The organism is Listeria aquatica FSL S10-1188, assembly GCF_000525795.1.
Classification (GTDB): domain Bacteria; phylum Bacillota; class Bacilli; order Lactobacillales; family Listeriaceae; genus Listeria; species Listeria aquatica.
In genome coordinates this window covers 59,925-81,779 of record NZ_AOCG01000003.1, presented here as the reverse complement: position 1 = coordinate 81,779, position 21,855 = coordinate 59,925, and the positions used below count along the sequence as shown (strand labels likewise).

21 protein-coding genes and 4 pseudogenes are annotated in these 21,855 nt (G+C 39.4%); 18 read left to right on the top strand and 7 right to left on the bottom strand.

The genetic code is table 11. From position 1 onward, the window contains the following. Positions 1 to 23 precede the first annotated feature (23 nt). The 16 genes and pseudogenes from MAQA_RS02900 to MAQA_RS02835 all read left to right on the top strand — a co-directional run bounded on the left by MAQA_RS02900 (position 24) and on the right by MAQA_RS02835 (position 14,652). Positions 24 to 221 carry a PLDc N-terminal domain-containing protein gene (locus MAQA_RS02900; protein WP_036071187.1) on the top strand — a complete coding sequence of 66 codons (198 nt, stop codon included), beginning with the start codon at positions 24 to 26 and terminating at the stop codon, positions 219 to 221. Beyond that, positions 218 to 1,124, top strand: a pseudogene (locus tag MAQA_RS02895) (ABC transporter ATP-binding protein). The gene MAQA_RS02900 and the pseudogene MAQA_RS02895 overlap by 4 nt, the downstream one beginning before the upstream one ends. Further along, positions 1,121 to 1,909 (top strand): ABC transporter permease, encoded by a 789-nt coding sequence (locus tag MAQA_RS02890; protein ID WP_036071182.1) that lies wholly within the window; start codon positions 1,121 to 1,123, stop codon positions 1,907 to 1,909. The pseudogene MAQA_RS02895 and the gene MAQA_RS02890 overlap by 4 nt, the downstream one beginning before the upstream one ends. 37 nt (positions 1,910 to 1,946) lie before the next feature. Next, on the top strand, positions 1,947 to 3,311 hold the full coding sequence (gene fumC, locus MAQA_RS02885) for a class II fumarate hydratase (RefSeq protein ID WP_036071180.1): 1,365 nt from the start codon (positions 1,947 to 1,949) through the stop codon (positions 3,309 to 3,311). Positions 3,312 to 3,426: 115 nt separating this feature from the next. After that, positions 3,427 to 3,672 carry a DUF445 domain-containing protein gene (locus tag MAQA_RS15220; RefSeq protein ID WP_241463051.1) on the top strand — a complete coding sequence of 82 codons (246 nt, stop codon included), beginning with the start codon at positions 3,427 to 3,429 and terminating at the stop codon, positions 3,670 to 3,672. Beyond that, positions 3,662 to 4,234 (top strand): DUF445 family protein, encoded by a 573-nt coding sequence (locus MAQA_RS15215; RefSeq protein WP_241463050.1) that lies wholly within the window; start codon positions 3,662 to 3,664, stop codon positions 4,232 to 4,234. Before MAQA_RS15220 ends, MAQA_RS15215 begins: the two co-directional genes overlap by 11 nt. Further along, complete coding sequence (locus MAQA_RS15210) at positions 4,164 to 4,562, top strand: DUF445 family protein (protein ID WP_159099953.1); 399 nt, start codon at positions 4,164 to 4,166, stop codon at positions 4,560 to 4,562. Before MAQA_RS15215 ends, MAQA_RS15210 begins: the two co-directional genes overlap by 71 nt. 71 nt (positions 4,563 to 4,633) lie before the next feature. Then, positions 4,634 to 4,984 (top strand): YlbF/YmcA family competence regulator, encoded by a 351-nt coding sequence (locus MAQA_RS02875; RefSeq protein WP_036071178.1) that lies wholly within the window; start codon positions 4,634 to 4,636, stop codon positions 4,982 to 4,984. Positions 4,985 to 5,208: 224 nt separating this feature from the next. Next, positions 5,209 to 5,967 (top strand): hypothetical protein, encoded by a 759-nt coding sequence (locus tag MAQA_RS02870; protein WP_036071176.1) that lies wholly within the window; start codon positions 5,209 to 5,211, stop codon positions 5,965 to 5,967. A gap of 197 nt (positions 5,968 to 6,164) precedes the next feature. Then, a pseudogene (locus tag MAQA_RS02865) lies at positions 6,165 to 7,395 on the top strand (metallophosphoesterase family protein). Then, complete coding sequence (locus tag MAQA_RS02860; protein WP_036071174.1) at positions 7,392 to 9,839, top strand: ATP-binding protein; 2,448 nt, start codon at positions 7,392 to 7,394, stop codon at positions 9,837 to 9,839. Before MAQA_RS02865 ends, MAQA_RS02860 begins: the two are co-directional and overlap by 4 nt. Positions 9,840 to 9,849: 10 nt before the next feature. Beyond that, positions 9,850 to 10,056: an ATP-binding protein gene (locus MAQA_RS02855; RefSeq protein WP_149023288.1), complete on the top strand. Its 207-nt coding sequence runs from the start codon at positions 9,850 to 9,852 to the stop codon at positions 10,054 to 10,056. Between the two features lie 78 nt (positions 10,057 to 10,134). Then, positions 10,135 to 11,082 (top strand): 3'-5' exoribonuclease YhaM, encoded by a 948-nt coding sequence (gene yhaM / locus MAQA_RS02850; RefSeq protein ID WP_036071172.1) that lies wholly within the window; start codon positions 10,135 to 10,137, stop codon positions 11,080 to 11,082. A gap of 162 nt (positions 11,083 to 11,244) precedes the next feature. Further along, complete coding sequence (gene xylA / locus MAQA_RS02845) at positions 11,245 to 12,558, top strand: xylose isomerase (RefSeq protein WP_036071170.1); 1,314 nt, start codon at positions 11,245 to 11,247, stop codon at positions 12,556 to 12,558. A 31-nt stretch (positions 12,559 to 12,589) separates the two neighbouring features. After that, a pseudogene (xylB, locus tag MAQA_RS02840) lies at positions 12,590 to 14,088 on the top strand (xylulokinase). A 114-nt stretch (positions 14,089 to 14,202) separates the two neighbouring features. Then, on the top strand, positions 14,203 to 14,652 hold the full coding sequence (locus MAQA_RS02835; protein ID WP_036071168.1) for a VOC family protein: 450 nt from the start codon (positions 14,203 to 14,205) through the stop codon (positions 14,650 to 14,652). A 508-nt stretch (positions 14,653 to 15,160) separates the two neighbouring features. Here the strand turns inward: MAQA_RS02835 and MAQA_RS02830 are convergent. The 4 genes and pseudogenes from MAQA_RS02830 to MAQA_RS02815 form a co-directional block, all read right to left on the bottom strand. Continuing rightward, a complete protein-coding gene (locus tag MAQA_RS02830) occupies positions 15,161 to 16,036 on the bottom strand; it encodes a peptidylprolyl isomerase (RefSeq protein WP_036071347.1) in 876 nt (291 codons plus the stop codon). 236 nt (positions 16,037 to 16,272) lie between these two features. Continuing rightward, positions 16,273 to 16,713 (bottom strand): metalloprotease family protein, encoded by a 441-nt coding sequence (locus tag MAQA_RS02825; protein WP_241463049.1) that lies wholly within the window; start codon positions 16,711 to 16,713, stop codon positions 16,273 to 16,275. A gap of 182 nt (positions 16,714 to 16,895) precedes the next feature. Further along, positions 16,896 to 17,253 (bottom strand): annotated as a pseudogene (locus MAQA_RS02820) (YtxH domain-containing protein). Positions 17,254 to 17,313: 60 nt separating this feature from the next. Next, a complete protein-coding gene (locus tag MAQA_RS02815; protein ID WP_036071166.1) occupies positions 17,314 to 17,742 on the bottom strand; it encodes an HIT family protein in 429 nt (142 codons plus the stop codon). Positions 17,743 to 17,904: 162 nt separating this feature from the next. On the opposite strand from MAQA_RS02815, the gene MAQA_RS02810 reads away from it, so the two are divergent. Together MAQA_RS02810 and MAQA_RS02805 are read left to right on the top strand one after the other, a co-directional pair. Continuing rightward, complete coding sequence (locus MAQA_RS02810) at positions 17,905 to 18,654, top strand: ABC transporter ATP-binding protein (RefSeq protein WP_036071163.1); 750 nt, start codon at positions 17,905 to 17,907, stop codon at positions 18,652 to 18,654. Beyond that, positions 18,641 to 19,861 (top strand): ABC transporter permease, encoded by a 1,221-nt coding sequence (locus tag MAQA_RS02805; protein WP_036071160.1) that lies wholly within the window; start codon positions 18,641 to 18,643, stop codon positions 19,859 to 19,861. The genes MAQA_RS02810 and MAQA_RS02805 overlap by 14 nt, the downstream gene beginning before the upstream one ends. A gap of 217 nt (positions 19,862 to 20,078) precedes the next feature. On the opposite strand, the gene MAQA_RS02800 is transcribed toward MAQA_RS02805, so the two are convergent. Genes MAQA_RS02800 through MAQA_RS02790 form a run of 3 tightly spaced genes read right to left on the bottom strand, consistent with a single transcriptional unit; the run spans position 20,079 to position 21,779 of the window. Further along, entirely contained in the window at positions 20,079 to 20,327 is a 249-nt protein-coding gene (locus tag MAQA_RS02800; protein WP_036071157.1) for a hypothetical protein, read from the bottom strand. Next, a complete protein-coding gene (locus MAQA_RS02795) occupies positions 20,324 to 21,145 on the bottom strand; it encodes a hypothetical protein (protein WP_036071154.1) in 822 nt (273 codons plus the stop codon). The genes MAQA_RS02800 and MAQA_RS02795 overlap by 4 nt, the downstream gene beginning before the upstream one ends. Then, a complete protein-coding gene (locus MAQA_RS02790) occupies positions 21,105 to 21,779 on the bottom strand; it encodes a helix-turn-helix domain-containing protein (protein WP_036071151.1) in 675 nt (224 codons plus the stop codon). The genes MAQA_RS02795 and MAQA_RS02790 overlap by 41 nt, the downstream gene beginning before the upstream one ends. Between the last annotated feature and the right edge of the window lie 76 nt (positions 21,780 to 21,855).

Below are 21,855 nucleotides of genomic sequence, written 5' to 3'. Positions count from 1 at the left end.
AGGATGTTGAGGAGGAAACGTGGTTGGAAATTGCAGGCATTGATTTAACGTTATTATTACCTATTTTTATTTTATATTTGATTTTGCTCGTTACGGCGCTTGTTGATCTTATTCGACACTGGCAGGTGAGGAAAAATCCGGTTGTTTGGCTTGTTGTGATTCTTGTAATAAGTTCATTTGGTGCGATTGCTTACTTTATTTTTGGAAGGAAAGAACAATGACGACACTTAAAATCAATCAATTATCAAAACAATTTGAAAGTAAAAAAAGCTGTCAAGGAAGTGTCTTTTTCGGTTCAAGATGGGGAATGTCTGGCGTTAATTGGTCCGAATGGTGCGGGGAAAACAACGCTTATTAATATGCTAGTGCAAATTTTAAAGCCGGATCAAGGAACGATTTTACTGGATGGGGAGCAAATTAGCGGAGCTCGTGAAAAAATAGGATTTTTACCGCAATATCCTGCTTTTTATGGTTTTATGACGGCGGTCGAGACACTTCGGTTTATGGGAAGATTATCTAAAATGAGCGGAAGGGAGCTTGAAGCGCGCATTGATGAGGTGCTCCGGCAAGTTGGGTTAGCCGAGGAAGGCAAGAAAAAGGTAAGTGGCTTTTCAGGGGGGATGCGGCAACGGCTAGGTATCGCCCAAGCAATTTTGCATAAGCCTAAACTGCTGGTTCTTGATGAACCGGTTTCTGCACTTGATCCGATTGGCAGGCGGGAAGTGATTACGCTGATTGAAGCGCTGAAAAAGGAAACGACGATTTTGTTTTCAACGCATATTTTGCAAGATGCCGAGGAAATTTGTGATCGTATTGCGATGATGCGTCGGGGTGAAATTGTGCTTGATAAGCCGCTTTCTGAAATTAAAAGGGAGGCAAGTACGTCTGTTTTTGAAGTGGAGTTTGCTCGCGATCCGGAGTCGTGGTTTGAAGCGATTAGAAAAAGTGATCGCTGGATTCGGGCAGAACGCATTGGAACAGTTTGTCGCTTTGAAGCGAAAAATCGGCGCGAGGACGGAGAATGGCTGTTTATAGAGGCAGGAAAAGCAGGGCTCGATATTCAACGTTTTGAAAATATCCGCGAAAGTCTAGAACAAATTTTCATGAAGAAGGTGAGCGAATGAAAGCCTTGTTGGCAAAAGAGTGGCTTGAGAAAAAGCGCAATTTGAAATGGATTTGGCTTCCGGTCGTCTTTGCGATTCTAGGTTTAACGCAACCCCTCATGGTGAAATTTTTACCGGAAATCTTAAAAGCTGTAGGTGGAATTGAGAATCCGGATGCATTGTTACAAATGATGGGGGAACAAACGTCAGGAACCATTCTAGGGCAGACTCTAGCTTCACAATTTGATCAAATCGGTGTTATTATTTTTGCTGTTGCTGCGATGGGATGTGTTTCATCGGACCGCACAAGCGGCATGCTTGCTTTCATGATGACAAAACCGCTACGAATTTCAAGCTATTTAAATGCGAAATGGATCAGTGAAGGCGTAACGGCTTTTTGTGTGCTCTTAATTGGCTATCTTTTTTCCGTTTATTACACGGTTGCGCTGTTTGGAGAAATGGAATGGGAACGTGTTGTTGTAGCCTTTTTGATTTATATCATTTGGTTTGTGTTTTTAGTTGGTCTACTTATTTTATGTAGCGCAAGTTTTAACAGTGGGGCCGCTTCGGCAAGTATTACTGTAGTCGTTGCTATTTTGCTAATGAGCATAACGACTGTGGGTACAAAATGGCAAATGTTTAATCCGGCTTATCTAAGCCAAAATGCGGTCGCTTTTCTTGCAAATGGAAAAGGTCTTGAGCATTTTGTGGTTTGCTTGTTTTGGACATTTGGGCTGATTGTTTTGCTTTATTTTGCGACTTTTTGGGTGATGAAGAAAAAACCACTTCAAACTGAAAATCACTGAAAAAACATGCTATACTGGACAAAAAGGAGTGTGGCGTGTGGAAAGAATCGAAAAAGATACGTTTGGTGAGATTTCTGTTGACGCTTCTAAGTTTTGGGGCGCACAAACGGAGCGGAGTTTACGGAATTTTAAAATTGGCACGGATAAGATGCCGCTTGAAGTTATCGATGCGTTTGCGTTTTTAAAGAAGGCTTGTGCGACGGTGAATGTTTCGATGGGAAAACTTTCTGAAGCGAAAGGTGTAGCGATTAAACGGGCGTGTGATGAGATTTTAAGCGGCAAGTTAGATGAACATTTTCCGCTAGTTGTCTATCAAACAGGTAGTGGAACGCAAACGAATATGAATGTGAATGAAGTTGTGGCCCATGTTGCAAGCGAAAGAAGCGGTGAAATGATTCATCCAAATGATGATGTGAATATGTCGCAAAGCTCGAATGATACGTTTCCGGCAGCGATGCATATTGCGGCTTACCAAAAGTTACAGCAAGAGCTTCTTCCTGAGCTGGACAAATTTGAACGGGTGTTGAAAGAGAAAAAGGAAGCGTTTATGGAGATTGTTAAAATTGGCCGAACGCACCTTCAAGATGCGACGCCGCTCACACTTGGACAGGAAATTAGTGGTTATGAGGCGATGGTAAGCCGGGCGAAGCGCTTCATTGAGGAGAGCGGTAAGGAACTTCTTCCACTTGCAATCGGAGGAACAGCAGTTGGTACGGGCGTGAACGCACCAGATGGTTTTGGTGATGAAGTGGCACGCGAGCTTGTGAAGCTAACAGGATCGTCTTTTGTTTCGGATAAAAACAAATTTTTTGCGCTTTCTAGTCATAGTCCGCTTAATTTTGTTCACGGAGCACTGAGAAGTTTGGCAGCTGATTTGATGAAAATTGCTAACGATATTCGTTTTCTTGCGAGTGGACCGCGAAGTGGAATCGGGGAGATTTCAATTCCAGCGAATGAGCCGGGGAGCTCAATTATGCCAGGGAAAGTTAATCCAACGCAATGTGAGGCGTTAACGATGGTTGCTGCGCAAGTGATGGGAAATGATACGACGATTGAAGTGGCAAGCAGTCAGGGGCATCTCGAGCTAAATGTATATAAGCCTGTTATTATTTTCAATTTCTTGCAGTCGGTGAAGTTGCTTAGTGAGGGGGTGCGTTCGTTTCGGATGCATACTTTGGATGGGCTTCAGGCGAACGAGCAAGCGATTCAAGAAAAACTTGAAAATTCGTTGATGCTTGTTACGGCACTTAATCCACATATTGGTTATGAGAAGGCAGCGCAAATTGCAAAGGCTGCCCACGAAAAGGGTACGACACTACGAGCGGAAGCTGTGAATTCTGGATTTTTAACTGCAGATGAATTTGATGAATGGGTCGATCCACTTAAAATGACAAATTTGTGAACCAAGAATTTTTCTTGGTTTTTTTGTCATACTTTAGAATGAATTTTTGATGTAAAAGTTGTCGTATGCCTGCTTGTAGCTTATAATGGTAACACTTGAAAAAGGCGGTGCAGGCATGAACATTTGGATTTCGATACTAGTTATGATGATAATTGGTGGCTTTATTGGGATGATGACGAATTTTATTGCAATTCGGATGCTTTTTAGGCCCTATAAAGCTATTTTTATTGGGAAATGGCGGTTACCTTTTACGCCGGGATTAATTCCTAAACGACGTGATGAACTGGCTCAGAAAATTGGGCAGGTTGTAACGGAACATTTGCTTACAGGTGATATGATCCAAAAAAAAATTGCAAGATGAAGGACTGCAAGCAGGTCTCGTGCAGACGGCACAGGAATTTTTTAAGGAGAAGATGGCGCTAGAAACAACCCCTGCTGAGCTTGCGGAACTTGCTGGGTTTCAAAATGGTAAGGAACGCTTGGTAGAATGGGTTTCAAATAAAGCGGTAAGCGAAACGGAACGATTTTTGAATGAAAAAGAAGCAACAAAACTTGAAAATCTAATTCCTGATGCGGCAGATGCTTTTTTAACGAAGAATCTTGCTGGTTTTTCCGAGCTGGGAATAACGCGTGCATCAGATTATTTGCAAAGTGATGCGGGGAAAAAGCAACTTCATTTGATGCTTGAAACTTTTTTTGAAGAGCATGGGAAAATGGGAAGTTTTGCGAAAATGTTTTTAAATGTGGACTCCCTTACGGAAAAGGCACAGCGAGAGCTAGAAAAGTTATTAAAACGTCCTGAAATGAAAGAAGCGCTGGAAAATTTACTTATCACAGAGTGGCGTCAATTGCTTGAAAAAAAATTTAGGCGAGCTTGTCTCTTCCGAGAAGAAAGAAGCATTTTTACAACAAGTTGGGCATGAAGCGCGGGGGTTTCTAGAAAATGAGAAATGGTTAAATCGACCGCTTCAAGAGAATTCAGCGAAATATGAGCAGCAAATTGTGGAGTATCTTATTCCTTACGGGGTAGAAAGATTGCTCGCGTTTGCCTCAGATCATAGTGGGGACTTGCTGAACCGGCTAGAAATTGCAGCGCTGATCGAGTCACAGATTGCAACTTTTTCGCTACACGAGATGGAACAGATTGTAATCAGTATTTCTGGAAAAGAACTTAAAATGATTACTTATCTTGGAGGGATTCTTGGGGGCGTGATCGGAATCGTGCAGGGAATTCTGGCGTTATGGATCTAAAGGTGGCATCTCTGCCTCAGTTTTGTTATAGTTAGGAAAGAATAAATTTTAACTTGTGGAGGATTTTATTAATGAGCGAAAATATTTATGATTTAGCGCACGGCTTAGAACGTGGGATTCGTGAAACAGATGAATTCAAGAGCTTAGAAGAAGCTTATAAAAAAGTAACAGAAGATGCAGAAGCAAAGGAAAAATTCGATCGTTTTCGTGAAATTCAAATTACGATTCAAGAAAAACAAATGACAGGTCAAGATATTGATGATGAAACGGTTGATCGTGCGCAAAAAGTAGCAGAAGAAGTTCAACAAAATGAACTAATTCTTGGCTTGATGGAAAAAGAGCAAGCGATGAGCACAATTATTAATGATTTGAATCGCATCATCATGATGCCGCTTCAATCGTTGTATGAAGTGAAAGAATAAAGGAAAAAGATACTCGCTTACAAGCGGGTATCTTTTTTTGTGCCAAATTATATCTTGGAATTCGAGTGGGAAAGGTGGAGACCTAAAGGGAATAGAATGTATAAATTCACAAATTAGACACAGACAAATTTTTTTTGTTTGTGCTATTGTATACATATTGTACATGTTGAGCGAGAGCCAGTGAGAACACGATTTAACTGCTTTGGGAGGATACTTGAAAATAAATGGGAAATGTTAATCGAATATTACGTATAGCACAGATTGTTTTGATGGTTTTCACAATTTTTATGGTATTTGGGGGGATTTATCTTTTATTAAAATTTATCCCAGTAACTTTGATGGGGATTTTATACTGGGGCGTTATAGCGTTGTTTTATTTGAGCTTAGTCATTGGGCGATTGACAGGAATGGGAAATGGAATTGGTGGCATTCTAGTTATTTGCGGAGCACTTTGGAATGCGATGGCAAGTTTAAATGGGTATGAATTCATGATGATGCCAGAGTGGTTTTTTAAAGTTCCATGGGTGCTTGTTTTGGGTGGTTTGATTATTCTTAGTATGGATATGTATTTGAAACGTGAAGTTGTAAATTCTAACAAGTTGTTGACCAAAAGAAATTTTGGGGTGCTCCTTATGAATGTCCTCGTGATGATTGGCATATATTTTCTCATCCATGCACCACGCGTTACTTTAGCAAATGTGGATCAAGGTATTTCTATTTCCTACTTTACAGGAATTTATTTATATCTTTCGCTAGCTGCTATTTGGCTGACAGTTCTTGCTTTAGGTTTAGTAGTTGTAAATATTAAGCGAGCTTTTAAAATAGGAACTAGCGTTGTCAGTTTCCTGAGCATACTAATTTTGGATAGTATCTATTTTATGATTCCAGCGTGTTTTTGGTTTGGACTTAACCCGATCTTGTTAAGTTTGTATATGGTGACTTCTATAGCCGTGTTACCAGTAGCAAAAAGAGTAAGTGCTTAATCACTTACTCCTTTTGCTTATTTATACCATTTATAAACGGTTAACCTTCCTCATGTTTATGAAAACGAGGATTCTTGTCTGATAACAAGAGAACAGGGAATAAAAAATAGCTAGTATAAAGCGTGTGATCAAGCTTGCGAATTTGAAGACTCCTCGTTATAATAAGAACATATATTCGTTTTTTGGAGGGCTTCAAAATGACTAAGGTACGTTTTTTACATATCGCCGATTTACATTTGGATAGTCCCTTCACCGGGCTAAGCGCACTTTCAGATGTGGTTTACAAGGAGCTGAAAGATGCTGCTTATAAGTCGCTAACACGAATCGTTACGCGAGCTATTGCAGAACAAGTGGACTTTGTTTTGATTGCTGGAGATATTTATGATAAAGAAGATCGCAGTATTAAAGCGCAAGTTCAATTTTATAAAGAAATGAAACGGCTGCAAGAAGCTGAAATTGACGTTTTTTTTAATTCACGGGAATCACGATTTTCTTGAAAAAGATCGAGATGTTTTAGAGCTTCCAGAGAATGTCTTTACATTCGGAGAAACTGTCCAGTGTGTGACTTGGAAAGGAAAGTTTGGAGAAACAGTTCGTCTTTACGGGTTTAGTTATACGGAACGCCATGTGCGAGAAAAACGCCTAAATGAATTTCAAAAACAGGGAGAAGCAGACTTTCATATAGCGCTTTTGCACGGGTCTGAGGAAACGAAATCAAGTGAGCATGATGTTTATGCACCATTTAATTTGAGTGAATTGAAACAAAAAGGGTTTGATTACTGGGCGCTTGGCCATATTCATAAGCGTGAGATTCTCTCGGAACAGCCTGGTGTTTATTATCCAGGGAATATTCAAGGACGAAATCGCAAAGAAGTTGGTGCAAAAGGGGGGACGATTGTTGAACTCTCTCCGAAAGGTGCTTCTTTTGAATTTTTTGAAACGGCTCCTGTTGTTTGGGATAAACTGCAAATTGAGCTTGAGGGGAAAGTGGATCAAACGACGCTTTTCCGGAAATTAGAGAAGTCTTTACAAAGCCACCGTGAGAAGAGCCGGTCCTATATTTTAGAACTAGAAGTTTTGGCGGAGAATCCAGATGGAGTTAGTTCAGCTGACTGGTTGCAAATGTTTGAAGATGAAGTTTCTGCTGCACCGTTTGTATGGGTGAATGCGCTTAAATTTACCTCTAAACAGTCGCAATCAAATGATAGCTGGCAACAAGATCTTTTGCTAGCTGATGAGCTGAAAGCCGCTATTCAGGAATTGCGGGAAGAAGAAACTTTTTTCGAGACGATCGAATCGCTTTACCTGCATCCCGGAGTGCGCCAGTATCTGACTGAGCTTGATGAAGAAAAACAAGAGCAGCTTCTTTCAGCGGCGCTTATGAAACTAAATGAAACTTATGCAGAAATCGAGGATGGTAAAAAATGAAGATCACCTCAATGGAAATCGTTGGTTTTGGAAAATGGGAAAATACGACATTTGATAATTTTGGAGATTTCCAGATGGTTTATGGCGAAAATGAAGCTGGAAAATCTACGATCATGGCGTTTATTCATAGTATCTTATTTGGCTTTCCTGGAAAGCAAAGTTCACATTTGCGAATGGAACCGAAAAATAAAGGGGCTTATGGCGGTAAACTTACGCTTAGTGGGACTAAATTTGGTACGGTTGTAGTGGAGCGTTTGCGCGGGAAAGCGGCTGGTGATGTCACGGTCCATATGGAAGATGGTTCACAGCAAGGTGAAGCTATTTTGAACGAAATTTTAAATGGCATGGACCGGCACACGTATGAAGCTATTTTTTCTTTTGATATTCATGGTTTACAACAAATTGGACAAATGAAACAAGAAGAGTTTGAAAAGTACTTGCTTGCAACGGGAACGGCTGGCTCAGATCGCTTGCTTTTGATGAATGATTCGCTTAAAAAGCAGCTAAATGCGTTATTTAAACCAAGTGGCAAAAATCCAGAAATCAATCAGGCAGTGGAGTCGGCTCGAAAAAGTCGCGATGCTTATCTTGATTCGAAGGAACAAAATGAAAAATATGCTGGTCTTGTTGCAGAGCTCGAACGCTTAGAGCAAAAGGAAGCCGCACGGATGGAAAATAAACGTGCGCTTCAAATTGAGTTAGCGGATTTGGAACGATTAAAAGAAAAGTGGCCAATTTATTCGGAAAAGGAAGTTTTGGCGGAGCAGATTTCGAGACAAATCGATTTTCCGCCAGATGGATTGGCTCGGTTTGATCAACTGGAAACACGTTTTAATGAGCGAAATCATGAAAAGATGCAACTTGAAGAACGGAAAAAAGCTCTTGCTGAGCGGAATTTAGCGGAAAATGAGCTGGATGCCCATACGGCGGGGGCGATTCAAGATCTCTTGGAAAGTTTTCGAGTGTATCAGGAGCGCTCGCAGCAGCTGAGTGAACAAGAAACAGAATGTGACTTGCTACTAAGACAAATGGGAATGGATTTTTCTTTAAAGGAGTTAGATGCAGACTTCGATGAGGAAATAGGACAAATTAGTTTGGCGGAGCGAGAATTAGATCCGAGTGAACAGGAAAATAAATTTATGCTTGAAGCGGAACGTAAGGAAGAAAATCGCATCCAGCAAGAAGTGGATGAGCTAGAAAGCCTTTTATGGTCGAGTGAAAAGTTTCAAGAGAAAGAAGTGCAATTAAAGCATGTGAAGAAACAATCGCCATACCTACTTGGCGGCGCTGTTATTTTATTATTACTTGGCATTTCTTTGGCTCTTTTCGTTCCTAGCTTTCTCGGATATACATTGCTTGTGATGGCGCTAGTGCTATTTTTGTCTGGCTTTTTTAGGAAAGCAGGAAGTACGGATGAAGTGGCTCGGCTTGAACTTGAAGAACAACAGCGCTACCGGACAAAATGGAAAGAGTTGCTCGGGAAGCTGGATGATGTTTTGATGCGGATGGCTTCGCTTGAGGAAACGAAAGCGAAGCTCGCTCAGGAAAGAGAGCGGATTGAAGCGGAGAAAGCAAAGCTTTATGAGCAACTAGATTTGAAGCAAGGCGCTTCGTTTGAGGCGGATATGGCGTTTGTGAAGGAAAACTATATCAAGTGGTTGCGCCTTAAGGATTTGGAGGGAAGAAGGGATGCAGGGCGAGCTTTCTTGAAAGAGTGGGAAATGAAGTTGCAACAATTTCCAGCTGAAGGAGATACGCCTGAGGAGAAGGTTGCGAGTTTGCGGCATAAATTGCGGATTTATCGTGAAAATACAGCGAGTACGGCGAAAAATGAAGAAAAAATGGAGCAATTAGACGGGCAACTGGATCTGGCGCAACGGGATTTAAGGAAGTTGCGTGAGGAAATGGATAACTTACTAGTAGCGGCACAGACAAAGTCGGAGCTAGAGTTTCGCGAACTTGGGCTGCGTGATAAGGAGCTAAGTGCGGCGCGAGAACGTTACACTTTGTTAGCGGCTCAGTTGCCGGCAGCGCTCGATTTTTCGGCTTATCCCGACTTTGCAGCGCTCAAAGAAGCGGAACTAATGCGAAAGGAAGAGCTCGCGGAACTGGAAGCGGCACAAGCAGAATTTGAGCGGATGCGTGCGGAAAAACGACACGAAATTGCTTTGCTTGAAGAAGGCGGTACTTTTTCGTATTTAACACAGGAATATTATTTGAAACGCGACCGAGTTCGAGAATTGGCAGATGAGTGGATGACCTTAAAGCTTGCACAGGAGCTCACAAACCGAACAGTCGCTCATTTGCAGGAAACAAAATTCCCGAAAGCACTTGAACTTGCAACATTTTACTTTGAAAAATTAACGGGTAGCCGCTATACGAAGGTTTCGTTTAATGAAGCGAAACGAATTGAAGTAAAACGATCAGACCTTGTTGTTTTTTAAACCAGAGGAATTGAGTCAGGCGACAAAGGAACAATTATATCTTGCAATTCGACTGGCTTTGATTGAAATGATCGCGGAAGATTTTCCACTCCCCATTTTGATTGATGATGGCTTTGTGAATTTTGATGCGGAACGGCTGGATCTGTTGATGCAACTTTTGAAGTATCGTAAATACGAGAATCAAGTCATTTTTTTTCTCGTGTCACAAGGAAACTAGCAAATATTTTTCCGATAATCGAGTACTCGTGCTATACTAGGGGTAAAGTATTTTCAAGCAGAGAAGGCAGGCGATAAAATGGATAAAAAATTGTTGCTCCACGATGTTGGTGAGAGTGTAGACTTATTCTTATTGATTAAATCAAGTACAAAAGGAATAGCTAGTAATGGAAAGCCATTCTTAACTCTGATGTTGCAAGATAAGTCTGGCGAAATCGAAGCAAAATTGTGGGATGTCTCTGAAGAAGACGAATCAGCCTATGCGGCTGAACAAATTGTGCATATTGCAGGCGACATTCAAAACTACCGCGGGAGAAAACAACTTAAAATTCGACAAATTCGACTTGCGACCCCACTTGATAATGTGAGTGCCGCTGATTTGATGGAGACGGCCCCGCTTGATAAGGAAAAAATCGCAGATGAAATCACGCAATACATTTTTGAAATGAAAAACGCGAACTTGCAACGGATTACGCGTTCGCTGATAAAAAAATATCAAGGTGATTTTTATGAATATCCAGCGGCGATGCGTCATCATCACGAATTTGTGTCTGGATTAAGTTTCCATGTGGTTTCGATGCTAAGACTGGCCAAAGCTATTGCGGATCAGTATCCAAGTGTGAATCGAGATCTGCTTTATGCCGGTGTGATTTTGCATGATCTTGGTAAAGTGATTGAACTTTCAGGTCCAGTTTCGACTTCTTATACGCTTGAAGGAAATTTGATCGGACATATTTCGATTGTCGTAGAAGAAGTTAGCAAGATGGCTGAAGAGCTGAAAATTGAAGGAGAAGAAGTCGTGGTATTGAAGCATGTGCTTCTTGCCCATCACGGTAAAGGGGAATGGGGTAGCCCTAAACCACCACTTGTTCGCGAAGCTGAGATTTTACATCAAATCGATTTGATGGATGCGACGATGAATATGATGGATAAGGCATTACGCCATACTAAACCAGGCGAGTTTTCAGAGCGTATTTTCGGTCTTGAAAATAGATCGTTCTATCGTCCAAGTTTCGATACAGAATGAAGAAATTGAAATGCGTGGGTACTTTGGTATCCACGTATTTTTTTATGTCAACTTGGAAGCGCTTTACAAATTTATCGGGAACGTGTATGATAGAAAAGTAAATAAGTTAGTTTGTTAAACCAACCAACTAAAAAGAATTGATTTTGAAGGAGGAAGTGGCACATGAGTTATTTTCCACAAGTAGAAAAAATCCAATTTGAAGGGAAAGAGACACGTAATCCATTTGCATTTCGTCATTATAATGCGGAGGAAGTCGTTTTAGGAAAAACCATGAAGGAACATCTACGATTTGCGGTGGCATACTGGCATACGATGACACAAGATGGAAGTGATCCATTCGGAATGGCAATAAACGAACGTTCTTGGTTTGGTAAGTCAGAAATGGAAACAGCCAAAAATCGCGTTGAAGCTTTCTTTGAGATTCTTGAAAAATTAGGGGTCGAGTATTTCTGTTTTCATGATGTGGACATTGCACCAGCTGGGGAATCCATTGAAGAGTTCATGGCGAATCTAGATGAAATCACGGATTTAATAAAGGTGAAAATGGATGAAACGGGAATCAAATTGTTGTGGAACACGGCAAACATGTTTTCTCATCCTCGTTTTAATAACGGTGCTGGATCAACGAATGACCCAGAAGTCTATGCTTATGCGGCTGCACAAGTGAAAAAGGGCTTGGATATTTCTAAGAAGCTAAACGGACAGAACTATGTCTTTTGGGGCGGTCGTGAAGGCTATGAGACGCTTCTGAATACAGATATGAAATTTGAACAAGACAATATCGCACGGCTTTTCAAAATGGTGATCCGGTATGCTGGAAAAATCGGTCATAAACCACAGTTTTTGATTGAGCCAAAACCAAAAGAACCTTCGAAACATCAATACGACTTTGATGCGGCGACAACGATGGCGTTCATTAAAACTTACGGCCTTGAAGGTGATTTTAAACTGAATTTGGAAGCAAATCACGCAACACTTGCAGGGCATACGTTTGAACATGAATTACGCGTTGCTCGTGAATATGGGGCTCTTGGGTCGATTGATGCTAATCAGGGAGATATGCTTCTTGGATGGGACACGGATGAGTTTCCGACGAATGTGTTAGATGTGACGCTTGCGATGTATGAAATTTTAGAAAATGGCGGGATTGCTCCTGGCGGAATCAATTTTGATGCGAAGGTACGCCGTTCTTCGTTTGAAATGGAAGATCTGTTGCTAGCTCATATTGCAGGAATGGATACTTTTGCGCGCGGGCTTCAGGCGGCAGCGAAATTAAAAGAGGATGGTTTCTTTAATGAATTGATTTCGGATCGGTACGCGAAATGGAACGGGACGGAGATTGGAAAATCTATTCTTTCAGATCAGGAAGACTTGGAGTCACTTACGCGCTATGCTTATGCTCACGGGGATGGGGTTAAGTTGAAGTCAAGCCACATTGAGCATGTGAAATCTCGCCTGAACGATTACTTGGTTTGATGGATACAGAGGTTTGAAAGGAGTTTGACAGATGGGATACGTACTGGGGATTGATCTTGGCACGAGTTCGCTTAAGGGGATTGTTATGAATCAGCAAGGAGGCGTTGTTGCGGAAGCATCTAGTGCATATGAGATTGATTCGCGAGCGCCGGGTTTTTCGGAACAACATCCGGAATACTGGAAGGATGCTTGTGAGGAAGTACTAACAAGGCTTAGTCGAGAAGTGCCAAGCTTTGGAGCAGAACTTGAAGCGATTAGTTTTTCTGGGCAGATGCATTCGCTTGTCGTGCTAGACGAGGCATTTCGCCCAGTTTATCCGGCTATTTTATGGAACGACGTACGAACAACTAGGCAGTGCCAAGAGATTACGGAGCGATTTGGTAAACAAATTCTTGAAATTACCAAAAATCGTGTTCTTGAAGGGTTTACACTTCCTAAAATCTTGTGGTTGCAGGAAAATGAGGCAGAGATTTGGAACAAAGTTCGCCATATTATGCTACCGAAAGATTATTTGGCTTTTGTTTTGACGGGCGAACTGCACACGGACTTTTCTGATGCTGCTGGAACGTTGTTATTTGATGTTAGGAAAGCGGACTGGTCTGATGAGATTTGCGATGAATTCGGAGTTGATCGGGCTTTGCTACCACCTGCTTGTTCGTCACTTGAGCAGGTAGGCGTTTTGAAGGAAAGCTACCGGGAACGTTTTGGGTTGAAGCAGGCTGTAAGGGTTTTTGCTGGTGGTGCGGATAACGCTTGCGCAGCATTTGGAGCAGGACTTGTCAATGATGAAGAGGCGCTTGTTTCTTTGGGGACAAGTGGTGTTTTTAGCTCTTTTGAGCAAGGGCTATCAAATTATCAAGGAAAACTCCACTTTTTCAACCATGTACTTCCTGGAGTAAACTACTCAATGGGTGTGACACTTGCGGCGGGCAATTCGCTAAACTGGTTTAAAAAAGCATTTGGGCAAGGCGCGACGTTTGAGGAGCTGCTCCGTGATGTGGGGGAAGTAGCGCCAGGGAGCGATGGATTACTTTTCACGCCTTATATTGTGGGTGAACGAACGCCTTATTTTGATTCGGAAATTCGGGGGAGTTTTATTGGAATTGACACACACCACGAGTTAAAGCACTTTGCCCGAGCTGTTCTTGAAGGAATAACGTTTAGTTTGAAAGATTCTCAAGTTTTGATGGAACAAGCCAAAAATAAGCGATTTGAACGGATTATTAGTGTTGGCGGTGGGGCAAAAAATGCGGATTGGATGCAGATTCAAGCGGATGTCTTTAATGCAGAGATGATACAGCTTGAAGTGGAACAGGGTCCGGGAGTCGGTGCATGTATGATTGCTGCTGTCGGCTGCGGCTGGTTCGATTCTGCAGAAGCTTGTCGTGAGGTTTTTGTTCACTACAAAAAAAGAAAAAATTTACGCCTAGTCCCAAAAATGTAGAACGCTATGCACGTTTTTATAAACTTTATCGTGAGGTTTATCCGGCTACAAAAGAGCTGTCTAAAGATCTACTTAGCTCATTATAAGGTTTTTTGAAGCAATCAGTTGTGTCTCTCTACAATTGATTGCTTTTTTGATAAAAGGGTAAAGTAACTTTACGCTAAGATAGGAATTCATTAATGAAGAAATGAGGGGGCAAGATGGCAAAATTTTATCCGTATTTGAGCTATACAAATGCGAAGGAGGCTTTAGCTTATTATGAAGAGGTTTTTGGAGCAACGAAGATTATGCGCTTACCTGTCGGAGAAGAACAGGCGGAGCCATTTGGGATAAAGAAAGAACACCTTGAAGATACAACGATCCATGCAAGTTTTACTATTCTTGGAGCAGAGTTATTTTGTTCCGATAATTTTAAAGGGGTCCCGGTCAGCGGAAACCAAATTTGGTTGATGCTCGATGTGAACAGTGAAGATGAACAAGCTGCTCGTGAAGCTGACGCGTTTTTTAAGCGGGTCCAAGAGTCTGGAACGGTAGATGTAAGAATGCCTTATGCAAAACAATTCTGGGAAGGTAAAATGGGACAGTTTGTTGATAAATATGGGATCGGTTGGATGCTTCATTCGCAACCTTATTCGAAATTAGAAGGCTGAAGATATCAAGCAGAAATAAGCAAGCAGTGATGGTGAGAGTTAATCTCTTTTAGACTGTTGACAAAGTTAATACTACTTTGTTAACAGTCTTTTTTAGAGATACTTATGACAGAATATAGATATAACTTGGGGAGAAAAACACGTTATTAAATGAATTCAATAACGCGTTTGTTATTGAAAAAATCATAACTTCTTTCAATAGGCAGGATAATCAAATTTTAATCACTTTTATAGAAATATCAAATGGCAACATTGTTTCTTTATCCATGTCTATGAAAAAAGATTTTTCGCGAAATGAAGGTTTATGTATAACGAATAGTTCTACGACTTTCGCTGTCCAAATAATCAGCTGTTCATCCTAATCATGAAGTATTAGCTATATAGTTCGGACGTTATTTTGATATTTTTTTGTGGTCAAAAAGTTTAATCTTACTCCAGTGGTTAGGAATAGGTACTTTCGACAGTCTAAAGCCCCAGCTCAAGCGAGCTGGGGCTTTTTAAACGTCTATTATTTGCTTGAAGATGAGCTATTACTTGAAGAATATTGACTGAAAGCGTCTTTCAAGTCTTTATCTTCTACTTTGATGCCTGCATCTTTATAAACTTTTTTCAATGCTTTTTGCATGTTTTCTTGTGTAACTTGCGATGCGATATAAGCTTTTTTCACAGCTTTTTTATCTTTTTCAAATGATGTTTTGTCAGCAGGTTTTACCATTTCAATCACATGGTAGCCATATTGTGATTTAACTGGGGCACTGATGTCACCTTTTTTCTTGAGTGCATAAGCAGCTTTTTCAAATGCAGCATCCATTTTTCCTGGACCGAAGGCAGGAAGTAGACCGCCATTGTTTTTTGTGCTTGTGTCAGTTGAATATTCCTTAGCTAGATCTTCAAACTTCGCACCAGCTTTAAGTTTTTTCTCAACTTCTTTAGCTGTGTCTTCTTTTTCAACTAAGATATGGCGAACGGTGATATCAGGTTTCCATGTTTTGTAATAAGCTTTAAGTTTTTTGTCTGTTACTTTGACATTGTCTTCTGTCGCTTTTTCAACTAGTAAATTATACTTGATGTTTTCTTTAAAGCTGTCTTCTGTTAATCCGCTTTGAGCAAGAACACTAGCGAATTGATCGCCATATTGATCTTTATAGGTTTTAACCTTCGCATTTACAGCTTTATCAGTAACCTTGTATTTCTTTTCAAGGACTTTTTCAAAAGTAAGCTGTTGAACCGTTTGGCTACCGTACTTATCTTTCATTGCATCATATAGTTCGTCTTTTGTAACATCGCCGTCATCCGTTTTAACGACAGCTCCGCCGCCTCCGCATGCTGTAAGTCCAACAACTGCAAGCGCAGAAACGATTCCAAGCGCTGCTTTCTTTTTAATATTCATTTTAAAACATACACACTCCTTAAGTTGATCGAATAAATTCTCTATATCCAAGTAATATCATACCACAAAATATTGGAAAAATAAGCAGAAAACAAAAATCTAATAGTTTTTTAATTTTATTCCCATCTACTTAATCAGAAATTAAAACGGAATAACCACGTTTCGCTTCTTCAATAAAACAGCTTTTAGGCAAGTTTCTAATATTGTTTGCAAGAACAAAGGCGGGATAGCTAATCCCAAAATGAACCGCCATTAAAATTAAAAAAAACAGGCGAATTCCAAACTGGAACCATCATCATCCAAACAATCAGTAGAAATAAAATCGCAAAAAATGGAAATAGTAATGAAAACAGGTAATCTCTTTTTGGCATCATATGCTTCACTTTAATTTGAATACAAGGTAAAACGTAAAATCGACGAACGAATTGAATGCTGATGTTAGACCTATATTTGAATGAAGCTAAGATATAAAGAGCCTTATGAAGCGGATAGATGAAGATAAGTGCTAAAAAAGCAACTCCATTATATTCCGGAGAAAAATTACCCGGAACGAGAAAATTGTGAACAAGAAATAAAAGGCAAAGAATAACAAACCAACTTAATACACCTTTTAGAATAGTGCGATGATAGTTATCACGGCGCACAGTGTTCACAGATTTTAAACAGCGCATTACTTCGTTCCTCCCATAACGTTCAAGATTGTATAAGTATTGTAGTCCCTATAGCTAGTGAATTCAACCCCTTTTTTTAAAAATATTTTTCACGAGCTAAGAATAGTTTACAAATCATGAATGAAGGCAATAAAAAAACCTAGTTTCTATTGGACTAAGAAACTAGGTAATGAATTACTTACTTATCTTTTTTTAAAGTTTTTTTCAAGATCAGCGATGGTTCGTTGCATATCCTTGATTTCATCCTTTAAGCGTTTTTTTTTCAGGTTCCATTTCTTCGTTCCATTTAGAAACAGAGTCGATGATATCACTTGATACATCCTTGATTAAAGTAGAACCTTCAGTTCCAAGAACTTGAACGGACTGTAGTAATTCATTGGCGTTATAAGCTAATTCTTTCAAGACAACAGAAGCCTCACCAGATTTTTCAACAATATCAGATCGAAGTTCTCGACCAGATTTTGGTGCGAATAAGATAGAAGTTACAGCTCCGGCAGCCGCACCAATAACAGCACCTAAAAATAGCGATTTTTTATTCATCATGACCAGCTCCTTCAATTGATAACAAACTTTTATTTAAGTAAGGAAACAAACGACAGCTTATGTGTATTTAAGCTGCTCGCGTATTGCCTCTGCTCGCTTTTTAAATTCCTCTTCATCATAAGTGTCTGAATTATCTTTCCAAATCAATCCAAAATCATCTTTTTTTGAGTAGCGAGGGATAAGATGGATATGACAATGAAAAACCGTTTGAGAAGCGATTTCTTCATTGTTATTTAAGATATTCATTCCCTCAAGTGGAAAGGCAGTTTTTAACGCATTAGCAATTTTCGGAATGCGTCGGAACAGTTCTGCAGCGGTTTCAGGCGGCAAATCAAAAACATTACGCGCGTGTTTTTTTGGAATAACCAGTGTATGCCCTTTTGTAACTTGACTTAAATCAAGAAAAGCCAATACTTGGTCATCTTCATAAACTTTCTCAGAAGGAATTTCTCCTCGAACAATCTTACAGAAAATACAATCATCCACTAGGAACGCCACCTTTCATTAATTCAGAATCCTCTATTCTTAATTTACCATAAAAAAATGGGAAAAGCATGTAATAGCGATAAATAATTATGAGAAGTTTATGCGTAAATATGCTATTATTAAACTAATCTAATTATAAATAAAAAAGGAGGCTGTAACAGAATGCCTTTACTGGAAGTAGAACATTTGACAGGTGGCTACACCAAGCGACCTGTCTTAAAAGATATTTCTTTCGATATCGATGAAAAACAAATTATCGGTCTTATTGGCTTGAACGGTGCAGGAAAAAGTACAACGATTAAACATATTACGGGACTTATGCAGCCAAAGGAAGGACATATTCGAATTAACGGGCATGAACTGACTGATGACGTTGAAGAGTACCGGTCGCAGTTTTCTTATATTCCCGAAACACCTATCCTTTATGAAGAGTTGACATTATACGAGCATTTAGAACTCACTGCAATGGCTTATGGCCTTTCGAGTGACGAATTTGAAACAAGAATGCTGCCACTTTTAAAAGAATTTCGTCTTGAGAAAAAACTAAATTGGTTCCCAGCACACTTTTCAAAAGGAATGAAGCAAAAAGTGATGATCATGTCAGCCTTTTTGGTGGAGCCAAAGCTTTATATCATTGATGAACCTTTTGTAGGACTTGATCCGCTAGGAATTCAGTCGCTTCTTGGCTGGATTCGTGAAATGCGAGATAAAGGTTCAAGTATTTTAATGTCGACTCACATTTTAGCAACAGCAGAAAAATATTGCGATGCTTTCATCATTCTTCATCAAGGTGAAATCAGAGCGCGTGGAACACTCGAAGAACTTCAAGCTCAATTCGGGATGGACGGAGCATCTCTTGATGAGATTTATATCCAGTTGACGAAAGAAGAAGCTGAAGATGAAGAAATTTGATAGTGTTGAACTTTTTAAAAAGAGATTCAGTGCGTATACCGATGAACTAAATAAATATCTCCGTTATATGTTCAATGATCATTTACTTTTTGTATTGATCATCGGTATAGGAGCCGGCATATTTTACTATGCAGACTGGGTAAAACACATCAAGCCCAGTTTTCCAGCTATCCCACTGATGGTAGTCTTATTAACCGCGTCGCTTTGCTTTGCTTCAATGGTGTCGCTTTTAAAGCGTCCCGATACGGTCTATTTAACAGTGAAAGAAACTGAGATGTTGCGCTATTTTGAACGTGCAAAGCGTGTCACTACACTTTTGCAAAGCTATGTATTTGCCATTGTCTTGCTTGTCGCAATGCCGATGTATACAGCCGTTACTGGATACTCTTATGGTCGCTTTATTGGACTTATCATTATGCTTTTTCTCCTCAAAGCTTGGAATGTATATGTTGGCTTTGAGACTGCAAAATTAGATAACAATGATAGCACATGGCTATTTTTCCGAGTTCTTGCAACAGCTGTAATGGTATATTTGTTGCTCGCATTTTCATTTTTGTGGACAATTCCAGTGGTTCTGCTTGCTTTATTCGCTTCATACTATTTACTTCACGAACAAGCCAAAGGAAAAGTGCTGCGATTTGAATATCTAGTTGATAAAGAAGAAGCAAGAATGAACCGGTTTTATCGGCTAGTAAATTTGTTTACAGATGTTCCCCATCTGAAAGGGACTGTTCGGAGAAGGAGCTATCTTGATTTTCTTTACAAACCGATTCCTTATGCAAAAAGAAAAACTTTTGCTTACTTGTTTAGTCGGACTTTTGTACGAACGAATGAATATATTGGGTTGTACATAAGGCTCACTATCATTGCACTCATTTTGCTGATTTTTGTTCAAGGTTTTTATTTAAATATTATTTTTTCACTCTTGTTTATCTATTTAACAGGATTTCAATTTATCCCGATGTTACGGCATTTTGATGGACAAATGATGTTACAGCTTTATCCGATTCAAGATGCGATTAGAAACCGAAGCTTTATCCATTTTATTCGAATTCTACTCGTCTTTCAGGCGCTACTGTTTGGTATCGTTGGCATTGCACAAAACGGTTCAATCGGTGGGCTTGCGATTCTCGGAATAAACCTAGTTTTTGTTATTGCGTTTTCATTTTTATATATTCCGTTTCGCGTAAAAAGAATTTATCAATAGAAATCTTGAGTTTTCTTACAACAAAAGACGCTGGCATATCGATTTCTCAAATCTACCAGCGTCTTTTGTTCGGTTAAAAACCATATATTAAGCATCTCCGTAAGAAGCCCCAAATAAAATAGTCCCACTAATGCTTTTAAGGAAAAGACCTAGTTCTGTAGCACCCTTTAGAGGTTCTGGCTCTATTCGAGCTTCTTTAATTGCATACAGCTCATATTCAAGCTGAGCAAGGTTTTTCTTTTTTCGAGCTTTCCGTTTTCTTTTTTTCAGGAACATAAACATTCTGCTTTTCCGAAAATTTGTCAGTATCCGATCCGTATTCAAGTGTTGCAGAATTGGAATTGATAACAATTGGGTCCTCTCGATGGGTCATTTTTTTATACTGATCATGAACTTGATCAGCTAAAAGAAAAGAAGAACCACCGCCGATCAAAATAAACCCAAGCAACAAATAGGTCTTCTTCATTTAACTTCACTACTCCTTCGAATTTTAACAAGCAAGTCACCTAGAAGCTGCCAATCTGCATGAGATGGCGGCTCTTTCCATACAACTGTCTCACACTGTAAATTAGGCATTAAGAAGTCTGAAATAAATAATTGAGTATCTTCAGTAAGAGTGGTTTGAATGATGATATTCATTGATTTGAAACGTAGAACATTGTTCTTGATATACTCTGAATAGTTTGCTCCCCTAGAAAAGTCAACGCAGATATAGATTTTTGAGCTGATTTCCCCAATTGGAAAGGAGGTGATAAATGCAAACAGATAATCGTACATTAATGCAATTTTATTGATCAAGTCTATACTTTTGATGTTTTTTTCAAAGTAATTGGTCAGGAATTGATAGTACTCAGGGTAAACCTCTGAAAAGTAGGAAAGCTGATTTTCAGAGATAAAAGAATTAACAGGAGTAGGGAAAATTTCCCATTTCAGGTTAATTCGATAAATTTCTGTCTCTGTTTTTGCAAAGTAATGCTCTTCAAGTTGGACTTGATATTTATCGTTAAAAAAGAAATTAAAGTGCTTCATTAGTTGAGTAGTATTCTTTTTTACATTTTTTAAGTTTGCATGTGGAAGTTCTGCTGGTAGTTGATCCGTCATTTTTTCAGCATAAAAGAATAGGTTTGCATAATTAATTTCTTGAAAAGAATTTTCATCAGACAAATCAAACAGAGTGAAAAAATTATTAATGGTTTCTTCGGGAACCGTTTCAGAAACAAGAACTGTTTGCGATGAAATAAAGTCAACTAAGGTTTCTTCTGCTTGGATTCGGAAAAAATTCACAAATAGGAAGAAAAAAAATTTTCAAGCGTTGTGTGACGGGTAAATTGGAAGACAACTCGGTTTTTAATTTTGAAAAATATTGCTTTGCCCTATCATCCATATGTTCAATAAGAGGCTCTTTTATACCGTGATAAAAATTATAGTAGATATTGTATAAAAGATTACGAATGATAATTTCATCACCAACTAATTTCCCACCTTTTATTGTCAAATTAAATGCAGCCAAAATTTGAATCAATTCTTGCTGTACATTGTAAGCCTTCGTTTTACTGATATAAAAGTTATCGGAAAAGCTATAAATGCTTGTTGGCTGAATCATAAGCTCCTGTAGTAAAAGGAAAAGATAGGATTTCTCTAAATAAGCAAGTTTGAGATAAGAAATATCTTTTTCAGTTAAATTAGGACAGTGAATGAAATGTTTATTTTCTATCTTTATTTGCAACTTTGTCGTCTCAGGATGTTCTTGAAAGTCTTCGTTGATTTCATCAATTAATCGCTGTAGTTTGAAGTTCGAAATGGATAAAAAATCCATGATCTTCTGTGAAGGAAGGTACTCCGCATGATGGCTTTCTAGAAACCTTAACAGATACGTCTTTTGTTGTTCTGAATGATCCAAGAATTGGTAGATATTCACAAAATATTCCTCCTGCATCACTAGTCAAAAATATTTCGACTGTTTATTGTTCACATGTCCATTTTTTTTCGAGATT

Bases quoted from the DNA above. Each gene is read 5' to 3' on its own strand.
- MAQA_RS02835 (WP_036071168.1), top strand. From the start codon at position 14,203: ATGGCAAAATTTTATCCGTATTTGAGCTATACAAATGCGAAGGAGGCT.
- MAQA_RS02810 (WP_036071163.1), top strand. From the start codon at position 17,905: ATGCCTTTACTGGAAGTAGAACATTTGACAGGTGGCTACACCAAGCGA.
- yhaM (WP_036071172.1), top strand. From the start codon at position 10,135: ATGGATAAAAAATTGTTGCTCCACGATGTTGGTGAGAGTGTAGACTTA.
- xylA (WP_036071170.1), top strand. From the start codon at position 11,245: ATGAGTTATTTTCCACAAGTAGAAAAAATCCAATTTGAAGGGAAAGAG.
- MAQA_RS02890 (WP_036071182.1), top strand. From the start codon at position 1,121: ATGAAAGCCTTGTTGGCAAAAGAGTGGCTTGAGAAAAAGCGCAATTTG.
- MAQA_RS02860 (WP_036071174.1), top strand. From the start codon at position 7,392: ATGAAGATCACCTCAATGGAAATCGTTGGTTTTGGAAAATGGGAAAAT.
- MAQA_RS02870 (WP_036071176.1), top strand. From the start codon at position 5,209: ATGGGAAATGTTAATCGAATATTACGTATAGCACAGATTGTTTTGATG.
- MAQA_RS02800 (WP_036071157.1), bottom strand. From the start codon at position 20,327: ATGAAGAAGACCTATTTGTTGCTTGGGTTTATTTTGATCGGCGGTGGT.
- MAQA_RS02805 (WP_036071160.1), top strand. From the start codon at position 18,641: ATGAAGAAATTTGATAGTGTTGAACTTTTTAAAAAGAGATTCAGTGCG.
- MAQA_RS15220 (WP_241463051.1), top strand. From the start codon at position 3,427: ATGAACATTTGGATTTCGATACTAGTTATGATGATAATTGGTGGCTTT.
- MAQA_RS02875 (WP_036071178.1), top strand. From the start codon at position 4,634: ATGAGCGAAAATATTTATGATTTAGCGCACGGCTTAGAACGTGGGATT.
- MAQA_RS02825 (WP_241463049.1), bottom strand. From the start codon at position 16,713: ATGCGCTGTTTAAAATCTGTGAACACTGTGCGCCGTGATAACTATCAT.